Source organism: Parendozoicomonas callyspongiae (assembly GCF_023502345.1).
GTDB lineage: Bacteria > Pseudomonadota > Gammaproteobacteria > Pseudomonadales > Endozoicomonadaceae > Sansalvadorimonas > Sansalvadorimonas callyspongiae.
In genome coordinates this window covers 26,401-43,189 of the sequence record NZ_JAMFLX010000010.1, presented here as the reverse complement: position 1 = coordinate 43,189, position 16,789 = coordinate 26,401, and the positions used below count along the sequence as shown (strand labels likewise).

The 16,789-nt window shown below is 51.5% G+C and carries 30 protein-coding genes; all 30 read right to left on the bottom strand.

Features of this window, described 5'->3' with window-relative positions:
- Positions 1-135: 135 nt before the first annotated feature.
- A complete protein-coding gene (locus tag M3P05_RS08985; protein ID WP_249699212.1) occupies positions 136-1,296 on the bottom strand; it encodes a pyridoxal-phosphate-dependent aminotransferase family protein in 1,161 nt (386 codons plus the stop codon).
- A gap of 135 nt (positions 1,297-1,431) precedes the next feature.
- Positions 1,432-2,742 carry an amino acid permease gene (locus M3P05_RS08980; protein WP_249699210.1) on the bottom strand — a complete coding sequence of 437 codons (1,311 nt, stop codon included), beginning with the start codon at positions 2,740-2,742 and terminating at the stop codon, positions 1,432-1,434.
- 146 nt (positions 2,743-2,888) lie between these two features.
- Positions 2,889-3,275, bottom strand: a complete 387-nt coding sequence (gene rplQ / locus M3P05_RS08975; RefSeq protein WP_249699209.1) for a 50S ribosomal protein L17 — start codon at positions 3,273-3,275, stop codon at positions 2,889-2,891.
- Between the two features lie 33 nt (positions 3,276-3,308).
- Complete coding sequence (locus M3P05_RS08970; protein WP_249699208.1) at positions 3,309-4,310, bottom strand: DNA-directed RNA polymerase subunit alpha; 1,002 nt, start codon at positions 4,308-4,310, stop codon at positions 3,309-3,311.
- 30 nt (positions 4,311-4,340) lie between these two features.
- On the bottom strand, positions 4,341-4,961 hold the full coding sequence (rpsD, locus tag M3P05_RS08965; protein ID WP_249699207.1) for a 30S ribosomal protein S4: 621 nt from the start codon (positions 4,959-4,961) through the stop codon (positions 4,341-4,343).
- An 18-nt stretch (positions 4,962-4,979) separates the two neighbouring features.
- Positions 4,980-5,369, bottom strand: coding sequence for a 30S ribosomal protein S11 (rpsK, locus tag M3P05_RS08960; RefSeq protein WP_249699206.1), 390 nt, complete (start codon positions 5,367-5,369; stop codon positions 4,980-4,982).
- Positions 5,370-5,415: 46 nt separating this feature from the next.
- Positions 5,416-5,772, bottom strand: coding sequence for a 30S ribosomal protein S13 (gene rpsM, locus M3P05_RS08955; RefSeq protein WP_249699205.1), 357 nt, complete (start codon positions 5,770-5,772; stop codon positions 5,416-5,418).
- A gap of 178 nt (positions 5,773-5,950) precedes the next feature.
- Positions 5,951-6,067 (bottom strand): 50S ribosomal protein L36, encoded by a 117-nt coding sequence (rpmJ, locus tag M3P05_RS08950; protein WP_155162175.1) that lies wholly within the window; start codon positions 6,065-6,067, stop codon positions 5,951-5,953.
- A gap of 31 nt (positions 6,068-6,098) precedes the next feature.
- Positions 6,099-7,424, bottom strand: coding sequence for a preprotein translocase subunit SecY (gene secY / locus M3P05_RS08945; RefSeq protein ID WP_249699204.1), 1,326 nt, complete (start codon positions 7,422-7,424; stop codon positions 6,099-6,101).
- Entirely contained in the window at positions 7,425-7,859 is a 435-nt protein-coding gene (rplO, locus tag M3P05_RS08940) for a 50S ribosomal protein L15 (RefSeq protein ID WP_249699203.1), read from the bottom strand.
- Between the two features lies 1 nt (position 7,860).
- A complete protein-coding gene (gene rpmD / locus M3P05_RS08935) occupies positions 7,861-8,046 on the bottom strand; it encodes a 50S ribosomal protein L30 (protein WP_155162178.1) in 186 nt (61 codons plus the stop codon).
- Between the two features lie 7 nt (positions 8,047-8,053).
- Entirely contained in the window at positions 8,054-8,563 is a 510-nt protein-coding gene (gene rpsE, locus M3P05_RS08930) for a 30S ribosomal protein S5 (protein WP_249699202.1), read from the bottom strand.
- 11 nt (positions 8,564-8,574) lie between these two features.
- On the bottom strand, positions 8,575-8,925 hold the full coding sequence (rplR, locus tag M3P05_RS08925) for a 50S ribosomal protein L18 (RefSeq protein WP_249699199.1): 351 nt from the start codon (positions 8,923-8,925) through the stop codon (positions 8,575-8,577).
- Positions 8,926-8,949: 24 nt separating this feature from the next.
- The gene (gene rplF, locus M3P05_RS08920; RefSeq protein ID WP_249699198.1) at positions 8,950-9,483 is read right to left on the bottom strand and encodes a 50S ribosomal protein L6; all 534 of its coding nucleotides are present in this window, start codon (positions 9,481-9,483) and stop codon (positions 8,950-8,952) included.
- Between the two features lie 11 nt (positions 9,484-9,494).
- A complete protein-coding gene (gene rpsH, locus M3P05_RS08915) occupies positions 9,495-9,887 on the bottom strand; it encodes a 30S ribosomal protein S8 (protein ID WP_249699196.1) in 393 nt (130 codons plus the stop codon).
- Positions 9,888-9,908: 21 nt separating this feature from the next.
- On the bottom strand, positions 9,909-10,214 hold the full coding sequence (rpsN, locus tag M3P05_RS08910) for a 30S ribosomal protein S14 (protein WP_249699195.1): 306 nt from the start codon (positions 10,212-10,214) through the stop codon (positions 9,909-9,911).
- Positions 10,215-10,226: 12 nt separating this feature from the next.
- On the bottom strand, positions 10,227-10,766 hold the full coding sequence (gene rplE / locus M3P05_RS08905; RefSeq protein WP_249699194.1) for a 50S ribosomal protein L5: 540 nt from the start codon (positions 10,764-10,766) through the stop codon (positions 10,227-10,229).
- A gap of 12 nt (positions 10,767-10,778) precedes the next feature.
- Positions 10,779-11,093, bottom strand: coding sequence for a 50S ribosomal protein L24 (gene rplX, locus M3P05_RS08900; RefSeq protein ID WP_249699193.1), 315 nt, complete (start codon positions 11,091-11,093; stop codon positions 10,779-10,781).
- Between the two features lie 11 nt (positions 11,094-11,104).
- Positions 11,105-11,473 carry a 50S ribosomal protein L14 gene (gene rplN, locus M3P05_RS08895; protein WP_249699192.1) on the bottom strand — a complete coding sequence of 123 codons (369 nt, stop codon included), beginning with the start codon at positions 11,471-11,473 and terminating at the stop codon, positions 11,105-11,107.
- A 55-nt stretch (positions 11,474-11,528) separates the two neighbouring features.
- Complete coding sequence (gene rpsQ, locus M3P05_RS08890; RefSeq protein ID WP_249699191.1) at positions 11,529-11,792, bottom strand: 30S ribosomal protein S17; 264 nt, start codon at positions 11,790-11,792, stop codon at positions 11,529-11,531.
- Position 11,793: 1 nt separating this feature from the next.
- Positions 11,794-11,985 carry a 50S ribosomal protein L29 gene (gene rpmC, locus M3P05_RS08885; protein WP_249699190.1) on the bottom strand — a complete coding sequence of 64 codons (192 nt, stop codon included), beginning with the start codon at positions 11,983-11,985 and terminating at the stop codon, positions 11,794-11,796.
- Entirely contained in the window at positions 11,985-12,398 is a 414-nt protein-coding gene (rplP, locus tag M3P05_RS08880) for a 50S ribosomal protein L16 (protein ID WP_249699189.1), read from the bottom strand. Before rplP ends, rpmC begins: the two co-directional genes overlap by 1 nt.
- A 12-nt stretch (positions 12,399-12,410) precedes the next feature.
- Positions 12,411-13,112 carry a 30S ribosomal protein S3 gene (gene rpsC / locus M3P05_RS08875; RefSeq protein WP_249699188.1) on the bottom strand — a complete coding sequence of 234 codons (702 nt, stop codon included), beginning with the start codon at positions 13,110-13,112 and terminating at the stop codon, positions 12,411-12,413.
- 12 nt (positions 13,113-13,124) lie between these two features.
- On the bottom strand, positions 13,125-13,460 hold the full coding sequence (rplV, locus tag M3P05_RS08870; RefSeq protein ID WP_249699187.1) for a 50S ribosomal protein L22: 336 nt from the start codon (positions 13,458-13,460) through the stop codon (positions 13,125-13,127).
- A gap of 11 nt (positions 13,461-13,471) precedes the next feature.
- Positions 13,472-13,750: a 30S ribosomal protein S19 gene (rpsS, locus tag M3P05_RS08865; RefSeq protein ID WP_249699186.1), complete on the bottom strand. Its 279-nt coding sequence runs from the start codon at positions 13,748-13,750 to the stop codon at positions 13,472-13,474.
- A 17-nt stretch (positions 13,751-13,767) separates the two neighbouring features.
- A complete protein-coding gene (gene rplB / locus M3P05_RS08860; protein ID WP_249699184.1) occupies positions 13,768-14,592 on the bottom strand; it encodes a 50S ribosomal protein L2 in 825 nt (274 codons plus the stop codon).
- An 11-nt stretch (positions 14,593-14,603) separates the two neighbouring features.
- Positions 14,604-14,900, bottom strand: a complete 297-nt coding sequence (rplW, locus tag M3P05_RS08855; protein ID WP_249699183.1) for a 50S ribosomal protein L23 — start codon at positions 14,898-14,900, stop codon at positions 14,604-14,606.
- Complete coding sequence (gene rplD, locus M3P05_RS08850) at positions 14,897-15,499, bottom strand: 50S ribosomal protein L4 (RefSeq protein WP_249699182.1); 603 nt, start codon at positions 15,497-15,499, stop codon at positions 14,897-14,899. The genes rplW and rplD overlap by 4 nt, the downstream gene beginning before the upstream one ends.
- A gap of 14 nt (positions 15,500-15,513) precedes the next feature.
- Positions 15,514-16,176 (bottom strand): 50S ribosomal protein L3, encoded by a 663-nt coding sequence (gene rplC / locus M3P05_RS08845; RefSeq protein WP_249699181.1) that lies wholly within the window; start codon positions 16,174-16,176, stop codon positions 15,514-15,516.
- Between the two features lie 113 nt (positions 16,177-16,289).
- Positions 16,290-16,613, bottom strand: coding sequence for a 30S ribosomal protein S10 (gene rpsJ, locus M3P05_RS08840; RefSeq protein ID WP_249699180.1), 324 nt, complete (start codon positions 16,611-16,613; stop codon positions 16,290-16,292).
- Positions 16,614-16,789 lie beyond the last annotated feature (176 nt).

Below are 16,789 nucleotides of genomic sequence, written 5' to 3'. Positions count from 1 at the left end.
AAACATATCGAAATAACTGACAAGCAGAATATTTAGCTTCGCATAGTTTTTTCTAATGATTGCGAAGCCCGCAGCTATTCAATTTCAGTAAACATAAGTTGAGGTGCCTTGAATCAAGCACCTCAGCTTTCAAATCTACTTTTGATAGATTTCCATTGCAGCTTTGCAACCACCGCTCTTTCCAAGAACAGCTTCCAGAGCGCCCAGGCAGAACAGTGCATTTGTCTTGGTTGCAGCACAGCCCATAAGACCAATCCGCCACACTTTGCCAGCAAAGTCACCAAGGCCTGCACCAATTTCAAGATTGTAGGCTTCCAGAAGTTCTGCTCGAACTGCAGCTTCGTCAACCCCTTCAGGAACTGTCACCAGGTTAAGCTGTGCCAGCCGCTCATCAGCCGGTACAACCATACTCATACCCATAGCTTCCAGACCAGCAACGAGAGCATTGTGATGCAGTTGGTGGCGCTTCCAGGAGTTCTCGATACCTTCTTCCTGCAGAATGACCAAAGCCTCGTGCAGAGCATAGAGCGCATTTACAGGTGCAGTATGGTGATAAGCTCTTTTGGCTCCTTTACCCCAATATCCCATAACCAGATTGAGGTCGAGGAACCAGCTTTGCACTTTTGTCTTCCGGTTCTGAATTTTATCCACAGCCCGCTGATTGAAGCTGACAGGTGAAAGACCCGGAACACAGGAAAGACACTTCTGGGTGCCGGAATAAATAGCATCAATACCCCAGGCATCAACTTCAAGCTCACTGCCACCCAGAGAAGTGACGGCATCAACGATGGTGAGGCAGTTATGCTGGCGCGCCAACGCGCACAGTTTCTCAGCATCACTGCGCGCACCGGTAGAGGTTTCTGCATGAACAAAAGCAAGAATGACAGCATCAGGGTGTGCTTTCAGTGTTTCTTCAACAGCTGCAGGGTCAACAGCGCGGCCCCACTCTCCCTGAACAATCACCGTCTCACCGCCACAACGCTCGACATTCTCCTTCATTCGAATGCCAAAAACGCCATTAATACAGACGATGACTTTTTCACCTGGCTCAACCAGGTTTGCAAAACATGTTTCCATTCCCGCTGAACCGGGGGCAGAAACGGGAAGCGTCAGTGCATTCTGGGTACGAAATGCATACTGGAGAAGCTGCTTCACTTCATCCATCATTCCGACAAACATAGGGTCCAGATGTCCGATTGTTGGACGGGACAAAGCTTCAGTGACTCGGGAATAAACATCCGACGGACCTGGTCCCATCAGCGTACGACGTGGAGGGTGAAAAGATGTGATGCTCATAATTGTCTTAGGTTCTGATTCTAATTGTTACAGGGAAAGAATTTTCACCAACTGCACTATGAAGAAAACCTTCTCAGATACGGGCTACTTTAACGGGAGAATCATATCACAGATAGTACACCAGCCTATCGTTACCTAGGAACCTGTACCAAGAGAGAGTATAAAACTGAACACCACCACGCCCCCTGAAATCAGAACATACATATCTGTTGTCGGGTTTCTAAACCTTGTTAATCCTGCCAGCCGGTATATGGCCAGAAGTGGAATAAAAAATACGACTATGGCCATCATTGGAGCGACCAGTCCTACTATCGCATCGAGAATACTCCAGTTACCAATAGCAGATATCCAGCAGCCTAAAAATGCCAGGAGAATACTGACCCTATGAACAGCTTTGGGGGTTACGACTTCTGCTCCTGTGAGTTTTTTCACACCGTTCACCAACAGTACGTTTATTAACTCAACAGAACCCAGAAAGAAGCCGAAAAAGGATGTTGATATAGATAAGAAAGCGATAACAGGCGCAACAAAAGCAAACCAGGGGTTTCCGGATTTGTTAGCCAGAACAGAAAGAATAGGAAGATTACTATGCTGACTTGCCAACACCTCAGCTCGGGTAAGACATAAAAGACAGGACACAACAAAAAAAAGAATGACAACAAACAGCAGAACGGTACTGAGCAAATGGATCTTGTCCGTACGAGAACAGCTGTCATTAGAGGAATAATTTCTTTCCCGATATCCCCTGGCCATGATTGAACACATTGGAGCGTGGTAGAAAGAAAAAGTAATCACCGGAAGGCCAAAGAGAATGACTTTCCATATCTCAGCCTGCTCTGGTACATACAGCAAATTATCCAGATTCCAGAAAGGAATAAGATAAACTGCAAGGCAGAGCATAATCACCGTCAGTGGGGTAACCATTCCACTGGCAACCCTCAACAACCATTTTTCACCACCTGCCAAAATTACTACCAGCAGAGAAATCAAGAATGCCGATAACAGTGAAATATCAGGCACTGGTAATTGCAGCTGGTTGCCAATAAAACTTTCGGTGATGTTGGTTATTCCAATTGCATAAATCAGGAGCGTTGGAAAAACAGACAAGAATGTAACAGCCAGAAGAACCCTTGAGATCTTCGGAGGGAATGTGCCTACAATTAAACTGTGGATATCTGAGTCAGATAACTCTGGAGCCAGACATGCCCGGGATAAGTTTCGGTGGCTGAGATATACAAGAGGGATGCTGAACAGCGTGAGAACAATTATTGGTATAAACCCGCCAGCACCTATGGCAAACGGAAGATATAGAACTCCTGCACCAAGCCCCGTTCCTGCCAGAGCCATCACCCAGGCTGTTTCATACAGTGTTATTGGGTTCTGCCGCTTTAGAGATTTATTAGAATGTGCTTTATTCGTTTTATCCGTTATCTCTTTATTCTCCAAACCATCCACTCCAGAAAGCTAATCACGGAGTATAGATTCAATTTTGGAGGCAAAATCCTGAAAGAATACCTAACAACGTTGTTAGTAAAAGCTATCAGGCACAAAAAAACCGGGCTAAAGCCCGGTTTTTTCTAGATCTGGAGATCTTATTCCTCGTCAGCAGCTTCCACTGCAACAGGACGATCAACCAGTTCAACGTATGCCATAGGAGCAGCATCGCCTTGACGATAACCACACTTCAGGATACGGATGTAACCGCCAGGACGCTCTTTGTAGCGAGGGCCCAGATCAGTAAACAGCTTACCAACTGTAGCCTTGTTACGCAGGCGGCTGAATGCCAGACGGCGGTTGGCTACGGAATCTTCCTTAGCCAGAGTGATCAGAGGCTCTGCTACGCGGCGCAGTTCTTTCGCCTTGGGCAGAGTAGTCTTGATCACTTCGTGCTCAACCAGGGAAGCAGTCATGTTCTTGAACATCGCCTGGCGATGAGAACTGTTCCGGTTGAGTTTACGTCCACTCTTGCGATGACGCATGATTCTTAATCCTTACCAGTACTGCCTGGTCGTTTAAGCTGAAACCTTGTCGTCAGACTTCAGGCTTGCTGGCGGCCAGTTGTCGAGGCGCATGCCAAGACTCAGACCACGAGAAGCGAGAACGTCTTTGATCTCGGTAAGGGACTTCTTGCCCAGGTTCGGGGTTTTGAGCAGCTCTACTTCGGTGCGCTGAATCAGATCACCGATGTAGTAGATGTTCTCTGCCTTCAGGCAGTTGGCGCTACGTACAGTCAACTCCAGATCATCTACTGGGCGCAGCAGAATAGGATCGACTTCGTCCTCCTTCTGCTCTGGCTCAGGCTCTGCGTCACCTTCCAGATCCACGAACACGGCCAGCTGCTGCTGCAGGATGGTCGCAGCACGGCGAATGGCTTCATCAGGATCCAGAGTACCGTTGGTCTCCAGATCAAGAACCAGTTTATCGAGGTCAGTACGCTGTTCTACACGCGCACGCTCAACAACATAGGAAACCCTGTGCACCGGGCTGTAGGTAGCATCCAGCTGCAGACGACCAATGGAACGACTTTCTTCTTCATCGGAACGACGCTGATCAGCGGTTTCATAACCACGACCACGACGAACCAGCAACTTCATGTTGAGATCGCCTTTCTCACTCATATGAGCGATAACGTGATCCGGATTCAGAATTTCTACGTCATGATCCAGTTGCAAATCACCGGCAGTAACGATACCTGCGCCCTTGCGGGACAGAGTCAGAGTTGCTTCGTCACGGCCAGTCATGTTGATTGCGAGCCCTTTCAGGTTCAGGAGAATGTCAATGACATCTTCCTGCACGCCTTCAACAGTGCTGTACTCATGTTGTACGCCGTCGATCTCGGCCTCGACAACAGCACATCCAGGCATTGAGGACAGCAATATACGACGCAATGCGTTGCCCAGAGTATGACCAAAACCGCGCTCCAGCGGCTCCAGCGTAATCTTGGCGCGCGTCGGGCTGTGCTCCTCAACGTCGATGTGACGAGGAGTCAAAAATTCTGTAGCCGAGTTCTGCATGGATGAACACCCCACCTAGTTATCTATCCCTTACTTGGAGTACAGCTCGACGATCAGATTCTCGTTGATGTCGGCTGACAGATCACTCCGCTCAGGCTGTGCCTTGAAAGTGCCTTCTTTTTTCTTGGCATCCACCTCTACCCAGATGGCAAAGCCACGCTGGGAAGCCAGATCCAGAGCAGCGCCGATGCGCAGCTGAGTCTTGGCCTTCTCGCGGACAGCGACAACATCACCAGGCTTAACCTGGTAGGACGGAATGTTGACTGTCTTACCATTTACTATGATGGCTTTGTGGCTAACCAACTGACGTGCTTCTGCACGAGTGGAGCCAAAGCCCATACGGTAAACTACATTATCAAGGCGACCTTCCAGAAGTTGCAACAGGTTTACACCGGTTGCGCCCTTCAGACGATCAGCCTCTTTGTAATAATTGCGGAATTGCTTTTCCAGCACACCGTACAGACGGCGTACTTTCTGCTTTTCACGCAGCTGAACACCGTAGTCGGAAAGACGACCACGACGCTGACCATGCTGGCCAGGAATAACTTCAGCGCGGCACTTGGACTCGTGCGGACGTACACCACTCTTCAGGAAGAGATCGGTGCCTTCGCGACGAGACAGTTTGCACTTGGGACCAATATATCTTGCCATTTTGACCGAATCTCCTGTTTACACGCGACGCTTTTTGGGCGGACGGCAGCCGTTATGTGGGATCGGGGTAACATCGGTGATGTTAGTGATCTTATAACCGCATGCATTTAACGCGCGTACAGCAGACTCACGGCCTGGGCCGGGTCCCTTAACACAAACGTCAAGATTCTTCAGACCGTATTCAGCGGCAGCATTTCCTGCACGTTCTGCAGCAACCTGAGCAGCGAATGGTGTGCTCTTACGGGAACCGCGGAAACCAGAACCACCAGAGGTGGCCCAGGAAAGGGTGTTGCCCTGGCGGTCGGTAATGGTCACGATGGTGTTATTGAAGGAAGCGTGGATGTGTGCGACACCGTCCACAACTGTCTTCTTCACCTTTTTACGTGAACGAATACCTGGCTTTGCCATATCAGAATTGTTCCTGTATCAAGACGACTGGAAGATCCAGTTGTTTTTACTTACGAATCGGCTTACGTGGGCCCTTACGGGTACGCGCATTAGTTTTAGTGCGCTGTCCACGAACCGGAAGATTGCGACGATGACGCAGACCGCGATAGCAGCCCAGATCCATCAGACGCTTGATGTTCATGTTGATTTCGCGACGCAGGTCACCTTCGACGGTGAATACACCGACAGCGGTACGCAGCTTCTCGATATCATCTTCGCTCAGAGCGGAGATCTTAGCAGATGGGTTTACACCAGTCTCTGCACAGATTTTCTGAGCAGTGTGCTGACCAACACCATAGATGTAGGTCAGAGAGATAACAGTATGTTTGTTATCCGGAATATTGACGCCAGCAATACGGGCCATTCAATCGTCTCCGTGAGTTTCGCCTAATTGCAACGCGAAGGTAAAAACCCAGGTCGAAAAAGGGGTGCATAATACATGCCTTCCCCCAACAAATCAACTGCCCGGCCTGCTTGTCACAAAGTATGTTACAAAACAGGTCAGGCGGTCTGCCGACTTAGGTTTAAAACCCGAGCGTATATCAACCCTGACGTTGCTTATGTCGGGGCTCTTTGCTGCAGATTACGCGAACAGCACCCTTACGCTTGATGATCTTGCAATCGCGGCAGATCTTCTTTACTGAAGCACGAACTTTCATGGTTCTCTCCACTATCGGCAGAGTTACGGTCTTAACGGATCAGGCCGCCGGAACCATAACCCTTAAGATTAGCTTTTTTCATCAGGGACTCATACTGATTGGACATCAGATGAGACTGAATCTGCGCCATAGTATCCATAACTACGACTACAACGATCAGCAGGGAAGTACCACCCAGATAGAAAGGTACATTTGCCCACACCACCAGGAACTGGGGCAGAAGACAAACCGCTGTCATGTAAACCGCACCTACCATGGTGAGCCTGGTCAGAACGCTATCAATGTAACGAGCTGTATGCTCACCCGGACGGATACCGGGAATAAACGCTCCTGACTTCTTCAGGTTGTCTGCTACGTCCTTCGGATTGAAGACCAGAGCAGTATAGAAGAAGCAGAAGAATACGATGCCAACCGAGAACAGGACAATGTTCAGCGGCTGACCAGGACCCAATGCTAGGGCAATATCCTGCAGCCAGTCCATACCTTCACCCTGGCCGAACCATTGGGCGATGGATGCTGGGAACAGCAGAATACTGGAAGCGAAAATGGCGGGAATAACACCGGCCATGTTCACCTTCAGAGGCAGATGACTGCTCTGAGCGGCAAACACCTTGCGGCCCTGCTGTCGCTTGGCGTAGTTCACTGTAATGCGACGTTGACCGCGCTCCACAAAGACTACACCAGCGATGACGGCGACGGCCAGTACGGCAACCACCAGCAGCGCAAGGATATTTACATCACCCTGACGGGCTGACTCGAAGGACTGCACAATGGCGCCCGGCAATCCCGCGACAATACCTGCGAAAATCAGAATCGAAATACCGTTACCGATACCTCGCTCTGTGACTTGTTCGCCGAGCCACATCATGAACACGGCACCCGTCACAAAGGTGGCAACTGCCACAAAGTAAAAACTGATGTCAGCACTGAAAGCCACACCCTGATTTGCCAGACCGACAGTCATACCAGTGCCCTGTAACAGAGCCAGAATCACTGTGCCATAGCGAGTGTATTGGCTGATCTTGCGCCGACCGCTTTCACCTTCCTTTTTCAGCTGCTCGAGCTGTGGGCTGACCACTGTCATCAGCTGCGTAATAATAGACGCAGAGATATAGGGCATAATGCCGAGAGCCAGAACAGACATGCGCTCCAGCGCACCGCCGGAGAACATGTTGAAGAGACCAAGAATGGTCCCTTCATTCTGACTAAACAACTGTGCCAGTCTGTCCGGGTTTATTCCGGGAACAGGGATATGTGCCCCGATCCGGTAAACCAGGATCGCCAGGAAGACAAAGCGTACACGAGCCCAAAGCTCACTCAGCCCGTTCTGATTTCCGACAGGTAGTTGTTTAGCCATTTAGTCCTCGATTTTACCACCAGCTGCTTCGATAGCGGCACGGGCACCTTTGGTGACCGCGAGTCCCTTGATGGTGACAGCTTTGCTCAGCTCACCAGACAGGACCACCTTGGCACGCTTGATACCGGCGTGGATCAGGTCTGCAGCACGCAGGGCTTCCAGATCGATAACGTCAGCTTCAACCTTGGCCAGCTCAGCCAGGCGAATTTCTGCAGTTACTCGAGCCAGACGGGAAGTGAAGCCGTACTTTGGAAGACGACGCTGCAGTGGCTGCTGACCGCCTTCAAAACCTGGTTTCACACCGCCGCCGGAGCGGGACTTTTGACCTTTGTGGCCGCGGCCACCGGTTTTACCCAGACCGCTGCCGATACCACGACCGACACGCTTGCCAGCCTTGTTGCTACCTTCAGCCGGAGACAGAGTATTCAGTTTCATCTTACTCTCCTTCGACGCGAACAAGGTAGTTAACCTTGTTTACCATGCCACGCACGGAAGGAGTATCTTCTACTTCCACGGTGTGACCGATTCGACGCAGGCCAAGACCCTGTACGCAGGCCTTATGGCTTTTCAGTCGACCGTTGGCACTCTTAACGAGTGTTACCTTGATCTTCTTGTCTGCCATGTCAACCTCACAGGATCTCTTCGACAGTCTTGCCACGCTTGGCTGCTACATCTTCCGGAGAACGTACGCTCTTCAGACCATTGAAGGTCGCGCGAACAACGTTAACTGGGTTAGTAGAACCGTAGCACTTGGCTAGAACGTTCTGGACACCAGCAACTTCCAGTACGGCACGCATTGCGCCGCCGGCGATAACACCGGTACCTTCAGAAGCAGGCTGCATGTAAATCTTGGAAGCACCGTGGGCAGCTTTCACAGGATACTGAATGGTTGTGCCATTCAGGTCAACCTGAATCATGTTGCGACGGGCAGCTTCCATAGCTTTTTGGATGGCAACTGGCACTTCACGCGCCTTGCCACGACCGAAGCCAACCTTGCCTTTGCCGTCGCCGACTACAGTCAGCGCGGTGAAACCGAAGATACGGCCACCCTTTACAACTTTAGCAACACGGTTAACCTGAACGAGTTTCTCGATCAGACCTTCGTCGTTAGTCTTATCTTTGCGATCTTCTCTAGCCATGACCCGACTCCTTAGAATTCCAGTCCGCTTTCACGGGCTGCGTCCGCGAGAGCCTTGACACGACCGTGATACTTGAATCCGGAGCGGTCAAAGGCAACCTTTGCCACGCCGGCAGCCTTAGCGCGCTCGGCCACGAGAACGCCAACTTTCTTGGCAGCTTCAACGTTACCGGTAGCTTCGCTACGCAGATCTTTCTCAACGGTAGAAGCCGCAGCCAGTACCTTTCCGCCTTCAGCATCAATCACCTGCGCGTAAATATGACGCGGAGTGCGATGAACGGTCAGGCGAGCTACGCGAAGTTCGCGCATTTTCATCCGCGAACGCTTGGCGCGACGCAGACGTGCTACTTTCTTTTCGCTCATGGTATTACCCTCTTAACCTAACCGTTACTTCTTCTTGGCTTCCTTGCGGCGAACCATCTCATCAGCGTAACGAACACCCTTACCTTTGTAAGGCTCAGGACGACGGTAGTCACGAATCTCAGCAGCAACCTGACCTACCAGTTGCTTATCGATACCTTTAACGACTACTTCAGTCTGAGATGGGCATTCTGCAGTTACACCTTGAGGCAGTGCGTATTCCACAGGATGAGAGAAGCCCAGAGACAGGCTCAGGGTCTTACCCTTAGCCTGCGCACGATAACCAACACCTACCAGCTGCAGCTTCTTTTCGAAGCCAGCGGATACGCCAGTTACCATGTTGTCGATCAGGGCGCGGGTAGTACCAGACATGGCACGAGCCTGCTTGGAACCATCACGAGCTTCGAAAGTCAGAACGTTGCCGTCCTGCTTTACAACTACAGCGCGATGAATGTTCAGTTCCAGCTGGCCCTTGCTGCCTTTAACGGCAATGTGGTCAGCAGTCAGCTTGACTTCTACACCGGAAGGAAGTTCAACCGGGGTCTTCGCGATACGAGACATTCCGATCCTCCTTAGAATACGGTGCAGATAACTTCGCCACCAACGCCCTGAGTACGGGCAGCGCGATCAGTCATCACGCCCTTGTTGGTAGAAACGATAGCGATACCCAGACCACCATTGACCTTAGGCAGGTCAGCCGCTGCTGCGTAGTTACGCAGACCAGGACGGCTGGCACGCTTGATCTGTTCGATGACCGGCTTGCCTTCGAAGTACTTCAACTCGATAGTCAGCTGAGCCTTCACTTCACCGTCTACTTTGTAGTCAGTGATGTAGCCTTCATCTTTCAGGACCTGGGCGACAGCCGCCTTGATCTTGGAAGCAGGCATAACGACAGAGGCGTGCTCTGCCATCTGGGCATTACGGATGCGAGTTAGCATATCTGCTAACGGGTCCTGCATACTCATATTTGCTCTCCTACAGCGACCTTACCAGCTGGCCTTAGTCAGGCCAGGAACGTCACCGCGCATGGCGGCTTCACGCAGTTTGATACGACTGAGACCGAACTTACGCAGGTATGCGTGAGGACGACCAGTCAGACGACAGCGATTACGCAGACGCGCTTTGGATGCATCACGTGGCTGCTTCTGCAGGGCCACGGTTGCTTCCCAGCGCTCTTCTTCACTGCTGGCAGGGCTGTTGATAATAGCTTTCAGTTCAGCGCGCTTCTGTGCGAACTTTGCAACAAGCTTCTGTCGCTTGAGCTCGCGCTGCTTCATGGATTCTTTAGCCATAAACCTTCGCCTTTAGTTACGGAAAGGGAAGTTGAACGCTTTCAGAAGCGCACGACCTTCGTCGTCAGTCTTGGCAGTAGTGGTAAAGGTGATGTCCAGACCACGCAGAGTGTCGATCTTATCGTAATCAACTTCTGCGAACATGATCTGTTCTTTAACACCCATACTGTAGTTGCCACGACCGTCGAATGATTTGGCGCTCACACCGCGAAAGTCACGCACGCGGGGCAGAGCGATATCGATCAGACGTTGCAGGAATTGATACATCTGCTCATTACGCAGAGTTACCTTCACGCCAATCGGCCATCCTTCACGGACTTTAAAGCCGGCTACAGATTTGCGAGCTTTAGTTACGACAGGCTTCTGGCCTGCGATCTTGGTCAGATCGCTCAGAGCATGCTCAATAACTTTCTTATCGCCAATCGCTTCACCAACACCCATATTCAGGGTGATTTTGGTGATCCGGGGTACTTCGTTCACGTTCTTGAGACCCAGCTCTTTCATAAGCTGAGGTACAAGCTCTTCACGGAACTTTTTCTTCAGTTCTGCCATTTCACCAGCCCCTTAAGCGTCAACAGGGTTGCCGGTAGACTTGAACACACGCTGCTTCTTACCATCAGTGATGGAGAAACCAACGCGGTCAGCCTTACCAGCTTCCGAGTTCCAGATGGCAACGTTGGAAGCCTGAATAGGGGCTTCTTTCTCAACGATACCGCCAGGCTGGCCCAGCATCGGGTTAGGCTTCTGGTGCTTCTTCACCATGTTCACGCCCTGAACCAGGACACGACCATCGATGTTAACACTCAGAACCTTGCCACGCTTGCCTTTATCTTTGCCAGCAATGACTACTACTTCATCGTCACGACGAATCTTTTTCACGGTCTATCTCCTTACAGCACTTCTGGTGCCAGAGAGATGATCTTCATGAACTGCTCACCGCGCAGCTCACGAGTCACCGGGCCAAAGATACGGGTGCCGATTGGCTGGTTCTGTGCATTCAGCAGAACCGCAGCATTGCCATCAAAACGGATCAGAGATCCATCAGGACGACGAACACCCTTCTTAGTGCGAACGACCACGGCATTCATTACCTGGCCTTTCTTCACTTTACCACGAGGAATTGCTTCCTTTACGGTGATCTTAATAATGTCACCGATACCAGCATAACGACGATGGGAGCCGCCCAGTACTTTGATGCACTGAACACGGCGGGCACCGCTGTTATCTGCTACTTCGAGTTGTGTCTCGGTCTGAATCATTACCAGTTCTCCTCAAACTGCAGACTCAAAGCCGGCCCTAAAGGCCGGTATAGCCTTAGATTTGAGTCGCACGCTCTTCAATGGAAACAAGTTCAAAAGACTTGTTCTTGGACAGAGGACGAGTTTCGCGGATGGTGACTTTGTCACCCATACGGCACTCATTTTGCTCGTCGTGTGCGTGCAATTTAGTAGACCGCTTTACGATTTTACCGTACAGCGGATGCTTAACGCGACGCTCGATCAGGACAGTAATGGTCTTGTCCATCTTGTCGCTCACGACCTTACCGGTCAGTGTACGGACTTTTTTGGTCTCAGACATTTTACTTACCTGCCTTCTCAGTCAGCATCGCCTTGATGCGGGCGATGTCCCGCTTGGTCTGCTTCAGCAGATGAGTCTGCTTCAGCTGACCAGTAGTCTGCTGCATACGGTAGTTAAACTGATCGCGCAGCAGATCGAGAAGCTGAACATTCAGCTCCTCAATAGACTTTTCACGAAGCTCTGCGGCTTTCATTACATCACACCCCGCTTAACGAAAACTGTCTGCAAAGGCAGTTTGGCGGCAGCCAGAGCAAAAGCTTCACGAGCCAGCTCTTCGGATACGCCTTCCATTTCGTACAGGACACGACCCGGCTGAATCTGTGCTACCCAGTACTCAACGCTACCCTTACCTTTACCTTGACGAACCTCGAGAGGCTTCTTGGTAATTGGCTTGTCAGGGAAGATGCGAATCCAGATCTTACCACCACGCTTAACGTGACGAGTCATGGCACGACGTGCCGCTTCGATCTGGCGGGCTGTTATACGGCCACGGCCAACAGCTTTCAATGCGTATTCGCCGAAGCTGACCTTAGAACCGCGATGAGCAAGACCACGGTTGCGGCCCTTCATCTGCTTGCGGAATTTAGTACGCTTAGGTTGGAGCATCGTTATAACTCCTTACTTCTTAGCGGCCGGCTTCTTGCGAGGACGACGAGCAGGCTTCTTCTGCTCCTTCTCTTCCTCACGAACACCGCCGATAACTTCGCCCTTGAAGATCCACACCTTCACGCCAATAACACCGTAGGTGGTATGCGCTTCGTAAGTGGCATAATCGATGTCCGCACGCAGGGTGTGCAGAGGCACACGACCTTCGCGGTACCATTCGGTACGTGCGATTTCAGCACCGCCCAGACGGCCGGACAGCTGAATCTTGATACCTTTGGCGCCCAGACGCATGGCGTTCTGCACGGAACGCTTCATGGCACGACGGAACATTACACGACGCTCCAGCTGACCAGCAATGCTTTGTGCTACCAGCTTGGCATCGATCTCAGGCTTGCGTACTTCTTCGATGTTGATGTGCACGGGCACACCCATCATCTTGTTCAGCTTCTGACGCAGCTTTTCAACATCTTCACCCTTCTTACCGATAACGATACCGGGGCGAGCAGTGTGAATAGTAACGCGAGCGCTCTGTGCAGGGCGCTGGATTTCAATACGGCTAACAGATGCATTCTTCAGCTTGTTCTCGATGTACTCGCGAACCTGCAGATCGGCATACAGCTTGTCAGCGTATTCGGTACCTTCTGCGTACCATACGGAAGTATGGTCCTTAACGATACCCAGGCGAATGCCTGTAGGATGTACTTTCTGACCCATCTGATCGCTCCCTTAAACCTCAGCAACCTTCACAGTGATGTGGCAAGACCGCTTCAGAATGCGATCAGCACGGCCCTTGGCACGTGGCTTGATGCGCTTCAGAGTCATACCTTCGTTTACGAAAGCAGTGCTGACTTTGAGCTCATCAATGTCCATGCCTTCGTTGTGCTCAGCATTTGCTACAGCAGACTCAAGTACTTTCTTGACAAGAACAGCAGCCTTCTTGGTGCTGAAAGTCAGGATGTCCAGAGCTTCTGCAACATTCTTACCGCGAATCAGGTCTGCAACCAAGCGAGCCTTCTGGGCAGAAATGCGAGCGCCGTTGTGCGTAGCAGCTACTTCTTTCATCTCAATACCCCTTAGCGCTTCTTGGCCTTCTTGTCTGCAGCATGACCGCGATAGGTGCGGGTGGCTGCAAACTCGCCCAGCTTGTGGCCGACCATCTCTTCAGAGACATAGACAGGCACGTGCTGACGACCGTTGTGAACCGCGATGGTCAGACCAACCATCTGCGGAATGATCATGGAGCGGCGAGACCAGGTCTTGATCGGGCGCTTGTTGCCAGCCCCTACCGCGTCCTCCACCTTCTTCAACAGGTGCAGGTCGATAAAAGGACCTTTCTTCAGTGAACGTGGCACGATGTTATCCTCTCAAATTACTTGGTGCGGCGACGGACAATGAACTTGTCAGTACGCTTGTTGGAGCGAGTCTTCTTGCCCTTCGTAGGTACGCCCCACGGAGTAACAGGATGACGGCCACCAGAGGTACGACCTTCACCACCACCATGTGGGTGATCCACAGGGTTCATGGCCACACCGCGAACGGTAGGACGAACACCACGCCAGCGCTTGGCACCAGCCTTACCCAGAGAGCGAAGACCGTGCTCGCCGTTGGATACTTCACCCAGAGTTGCGCGACAGTCAGCCAGAACCTTACGCATTTCGCCGGAGCGCAGGCGTAGGGTTACATAGGCACCTTCACGTGCAACCAGCTGAGCAGAAGTGCCAGCGGAACGCATCATTTGTGCACCCTTGCCAGGCTTCAGTTCCACACAGTGGATAACGGAACCCTGAGGGATGTTACGCAGCGGCAGAGTGTTACCAGCTTTGATAGGAGCGTGAACACCAGAGATCAGCTCATCACCAGCTTTAACACCCTTCGGTGCGATAATGTAACGACGCTCACCGTCCATGTACTTCAACAGGGCGATGTGCGCAGTACGGTTTGGATCGTATTCCAGACGCTCAACGATGGCTGGAATGCCATCCTTGTTGCGACGGAAGTCTACAACACGGTAGTGCTGCTTGTGGCCACCACCAACGTGACGGGTGGTGATGCGGCCAGCATTGTTACGACCACCGCTTTTGCTCTTCTTCTCGAGCAGAGGAGCGTAGGGCTTACCTTTGTGCAGGTCAGGGTTAACGACCTTGACTACAAAGCGGCGCCCCGGAGAAGTGGGTTTACACTTAACAACAGCCATTGTCTGTCTCCTTATTCAGCGTCCGCGAAGTCAATTTCCTGACCAGCATCCAGGGAAACGTACGCCTTTTTCCAGTCGTTACGCTTGCCCAGGCCACGCATGGTGCGCTTGGTCTTGCCCTTCACGTTGACAGTAGTTACTGCCTTGACCTTGACTTCGAACAGTTGCTCGACAGCCTTCTTGATTTCCAGCTTGGTTGCGTCGGTAGCTACCTTGAACACATACTGGTTGTTAGTCTCAGCCACAACCGAAGACTTCTCGGAAATGTGGGGACCAACGAGGACTTTCAGCAGTCGTTCCTGATTCATCCCAGCATCTCCTCGAACTTCTTGACCGCGTCAACAGTCATGATCACTTTTTCGTGAGCAACCAGGCTTACCGGATCAATACCTTGCACATCGCGAACATCAACATGAGGGATATTGCGAGCGGACAGGTAAACGTTCTGGTCTACGCTGTCGGATACGATCAGGGCATTGCAAGCATTCATTTCAGTCAGCTTGGCAACCATTGCCTTGGTCTTGGGAGTTTCTGCCTTGAATTCAGAAACAACAACCAGACGTTCCTGGCGAACCAGCTCAGACAGGATGGAACGCAGCGCGCCGCGGTACATCTTTTTGTTGAGCTTTTTGCTGTGGTCCTGAGGACGAGCGGCGAAAGTAGCACCGCCCCCGCGCCACAGTGGGCTGCGGATAGTACCGGCACGTGCACGGCCAGTACCTTTCTGACGGAAAGGCTTACGACCACCGCCACTTACGTCGCTGCGAGTCTTCTGAGCTTTAGTACCCTGACGAGCACCTGCCATGAAGGCAACAACGGCCTGGTGAACCAGGGCTTCGTTGAATTCAACGCCGAAGGTTACGTCGGAAACCTTCAGGGCGTCTGCACCAATTACGTTCAGATCCATGTTCAAATCCCCTATCAGGCCGCGGCACCGGCCTTAACGGCAGGCTTGATAACAACATCAGCGCCAGTGGCACCAGGGACCGCACCCTTGATCAGGAGCAGGTTACGCTCAGCGTCAACGCGAACGATTTCCAGGGACTGAACAGTTACTTGCTCGTCACCCATGTGACCCGCCATTTTCTTGCCTTTGAAGACACGACCGGGAGTCTGACACTGACCAATGGAACCAGGTGCACGGTGAGACAGAGAGTTACCGTGAGTGGCGTCCTGCATATGGAAATTCCAGCGCTTTACGCCGCCCTGGAAACCCTTACCCTTGGAACGTCCAATTACGTCTACCTTCTGACCCGCTGCGAACAATTCTACAGTCAGGACGTCGCCAGCTTTCAGCTCAGCTTCACCGTCCAGACGGAATTCCCACAGACCGCGACCAGCTTCAACACCAGCTTTGGCGAAATGACCTGCTTCAGGCTTGGATACACGGGAAGCTTTCTTGCTGCCAGTGGTAACCTGAACGGCTTGGTAACCATCCACTTCCTCAGAACGAATCTGAGTAATGTGGTTAGGTTCTACTTCGATAACAGTAACGGGCAGGGATGCACCTTCTTCGGTAAAGATGCGGGTCATGCCACACTTCTTACCGACAAGGCCCAGCTTGCCGTTTTCTTGACTAGACATAGTCTACCTCTTACGTGTACGGGGCTATTACCCGCTATGGCCGCCCATTCCAGAGCGTTACACAAGCAAGAACTGTTCGGAGAACTAACTCAGAACAATTCCAGCCTGAATTATTAGCCAAGGCTAATCTGAACTTCCACACCTGCAGCCAGGTCGAGCTTCATCAGAGCATCAACTGTCTTGTCGGTGGGCTCGACGATATCGAGCAGGCGCTTGTGAGTACGGATCTCGTACTGATCACGCGCGTCTTTGTTAACGTGCGGAGAGATCAATACGGTGAATTTTTCCTTGCGGGTCGGCAGGGGGATAGGACCACGAACCTGCGCACCAGTACGCTTCGCAGTATCAACGATTTCCTGCGTGGACTGATCGATCAGGCGATGGTCAAAAGCCTTGAGTCGAATGCGAATTTGTTGAGTTTTAGGCTGCTGACTCATCTTAATAACCTAATAGGTGTTTAAAGAACGAAATCTGCCCACTCAACGGCGGGCAGATGAAAAAGGAGCGCGCATTTTAAGTGCTGTCAACACCTCTGTCAACAAAACACCAAATAGCACTTACCCTTTTCACATAGCTGTTTTCACATAAGAAAGGGCCTCAGGCATCAACCTGA

Coding starts and splice junctions, on each gene's coding strand:
- rplQ (WP_249699209.1), bottom strand. CDS start 3,275: ATGCGTCATCGCAAGAGTGGACGTAAACTCAACCGGAACAGTTCTCAT.
- rpsN (WP_249699195.1), bottom strand. CDS start 10,214: ATGGCTAAAGAATCCATGAAGCAGCGCGAGCTCAAGCGACAGAAGCTT.
- rpsQ (WP_249699191.1), bottom strand. CDS start 11,792: ATGTCTGAGACCAAAAAAGTCCGTACACTGACCGGTAAGGTCGTGAGC.
- rplO (WP_249699203.1), bottom strand. CDS start 7,859: ATGAAACTGAATACTCTGTCTCCGGCTGAAGGTAGCAACAAGGCTGGC.
- rpmJ (WP_155162175.1), bottom strand. CDS start 6,067: ATGAAAGTTCGTGCTTCAGTAAAGAAGATCTGCCGCGATTGCAAGATC.
- rplB (WP_249699184.1), bottom strand. CDS start 14,592: ATGGCTGTTGTTAAGTGTAAACCCACTTCTCCGGGGCGCCGCTTTGTA.
- rplW (WP_249699183.1), bottom strand. CDS start 14,900: ATGAATCAGGAACGACTGCTGAAAGTCCTCGTTGGTCCCCACATTTCC.
- rpmC (WP_249699190.1), bottom strand. CDS start 11,985: ATGAAAGCCGCAGAGCTTCGTGAAAAGTCTATTGAGGAGCTGAATGTT.
- rplN (WP_249699192.1), bottom strand. CDS start 11,473: ATGATTCAGACCGAGACACAACTCGAAGTAGCAGATAACAGCGGTGCC.
- M3P05_RS08970 (WP_249699208.1), bottom strand. CDS start 4,310: ATGCAGAACTCGGCTACAGAATTTTTGACTCCTCGTCACATCGACGTT.
- rplD (WP_249699182.1), bottom strand. CDS start 15,499: ATGGATCTGAACGTAATTGGTGCAGACGCCCTGAAGGTTTCCGACGTA.
- rplR (WP_249699199.1), bottom strand. CDS start 8,925: ATGAGCGAAAAGAAAGTAGCACGTCTGCGTCGCGCCAAGCGTTCGCGG.
- rpmD (WP_155162178.1), bottom strand. CDS start 8,046: ATGGCAGACAAGAAGATCAAGGTAACACTCGTTAAGAGTGCCAACGGT.
- rplF (WP_249699198.1), bottom strand. CDS start 9,483: ATGTCTCGTATCGCGAAGACCCCGGTTGAACTTCCTTCCGGTGTAGAA.
- rpsE (WP_249699202.1), bottom strand. CDS start 8,563: ATGGCTAGAGAAGATCGCAAAGATAAGACTAACGACGAAGGTCTGATC.
- rplP (WP_249699189.1), bottom strand. CDS start 12,398: ATGCTCCAACCTAAGCGTACTAAATTCCGCAAGCAGATGAAGGGCCGC.
- secY (WP_249699204.1), bottom strand. CDS start 7,424: ATGGCTAAACAACTACCTGTCGGAAATCAGAACGGGCTGAGTGAGCTT.
- rplE (WP_249699194.1), bottom strand. CDS start 10,766: ATGGCAGAACTGAAGAAAAAGTTCCGTGAAGAGCTTGTACCTCAGCTT.
- rpsM (WP_249699205.1), bottom strand. CDS start 5,772: ATGGCCCGTATTGCTGGCGTCAATATTCCGGATAACAAACATACTGTT.
- M3P05_RS08985 (WP_249699212.1), bottom strand. CDS start 1,296: ATGAGCATCACATCTTTTCACCCTCCACGTCGTACGCTGATGGGACCA.
- rpsK (WP_249699206.1), bottom strand. CDS start 5,369: ATGGCAAAGCCAGGTATTCGTTCACGTAAAAAGGTGAAGAAGACAGTT.
- rpsC (WP_249699188.1), bottom strand. CDS start 13,112: ATGGGTCAGAAAGTACATCCTACAGGCATTCGCCTGGGTATCGTTAAG.
- rplC (WP_249699181.1), bottom strand. CDS start 16,176: ATGTCTAGTCAAGAAAACGGCAAGCTGGGCCTTGTCGGTAAGAAGTGT.
- rplV (WP_249699187.1), bottom strand. CDS start 13,460: ATGAAAGAAGTAGCTGCTACGCACAACGGCGCTCGCATTTCTGCCCAG.
- rpsH (WP_249699196.1), bottom strand. CDS start 9,887: ATGAGTATGCAGGACCCGTTAGCAGATATGCTAACTCGCATCCGTAAT.
- rpsD (WP_249699207.1), bottom strand. CDS start 4,961: ATGGCAAGATATATTGGTCCCAAGTGCAAACTGTCTCGTCGCGAAGGC.
- rpsJ (WP_249699180.1), bottom strand. CDS start 16,613: ATGAGTCAGCAGCCTAAAACTCAACAAATTCGCATTCGACTCAAGGCT.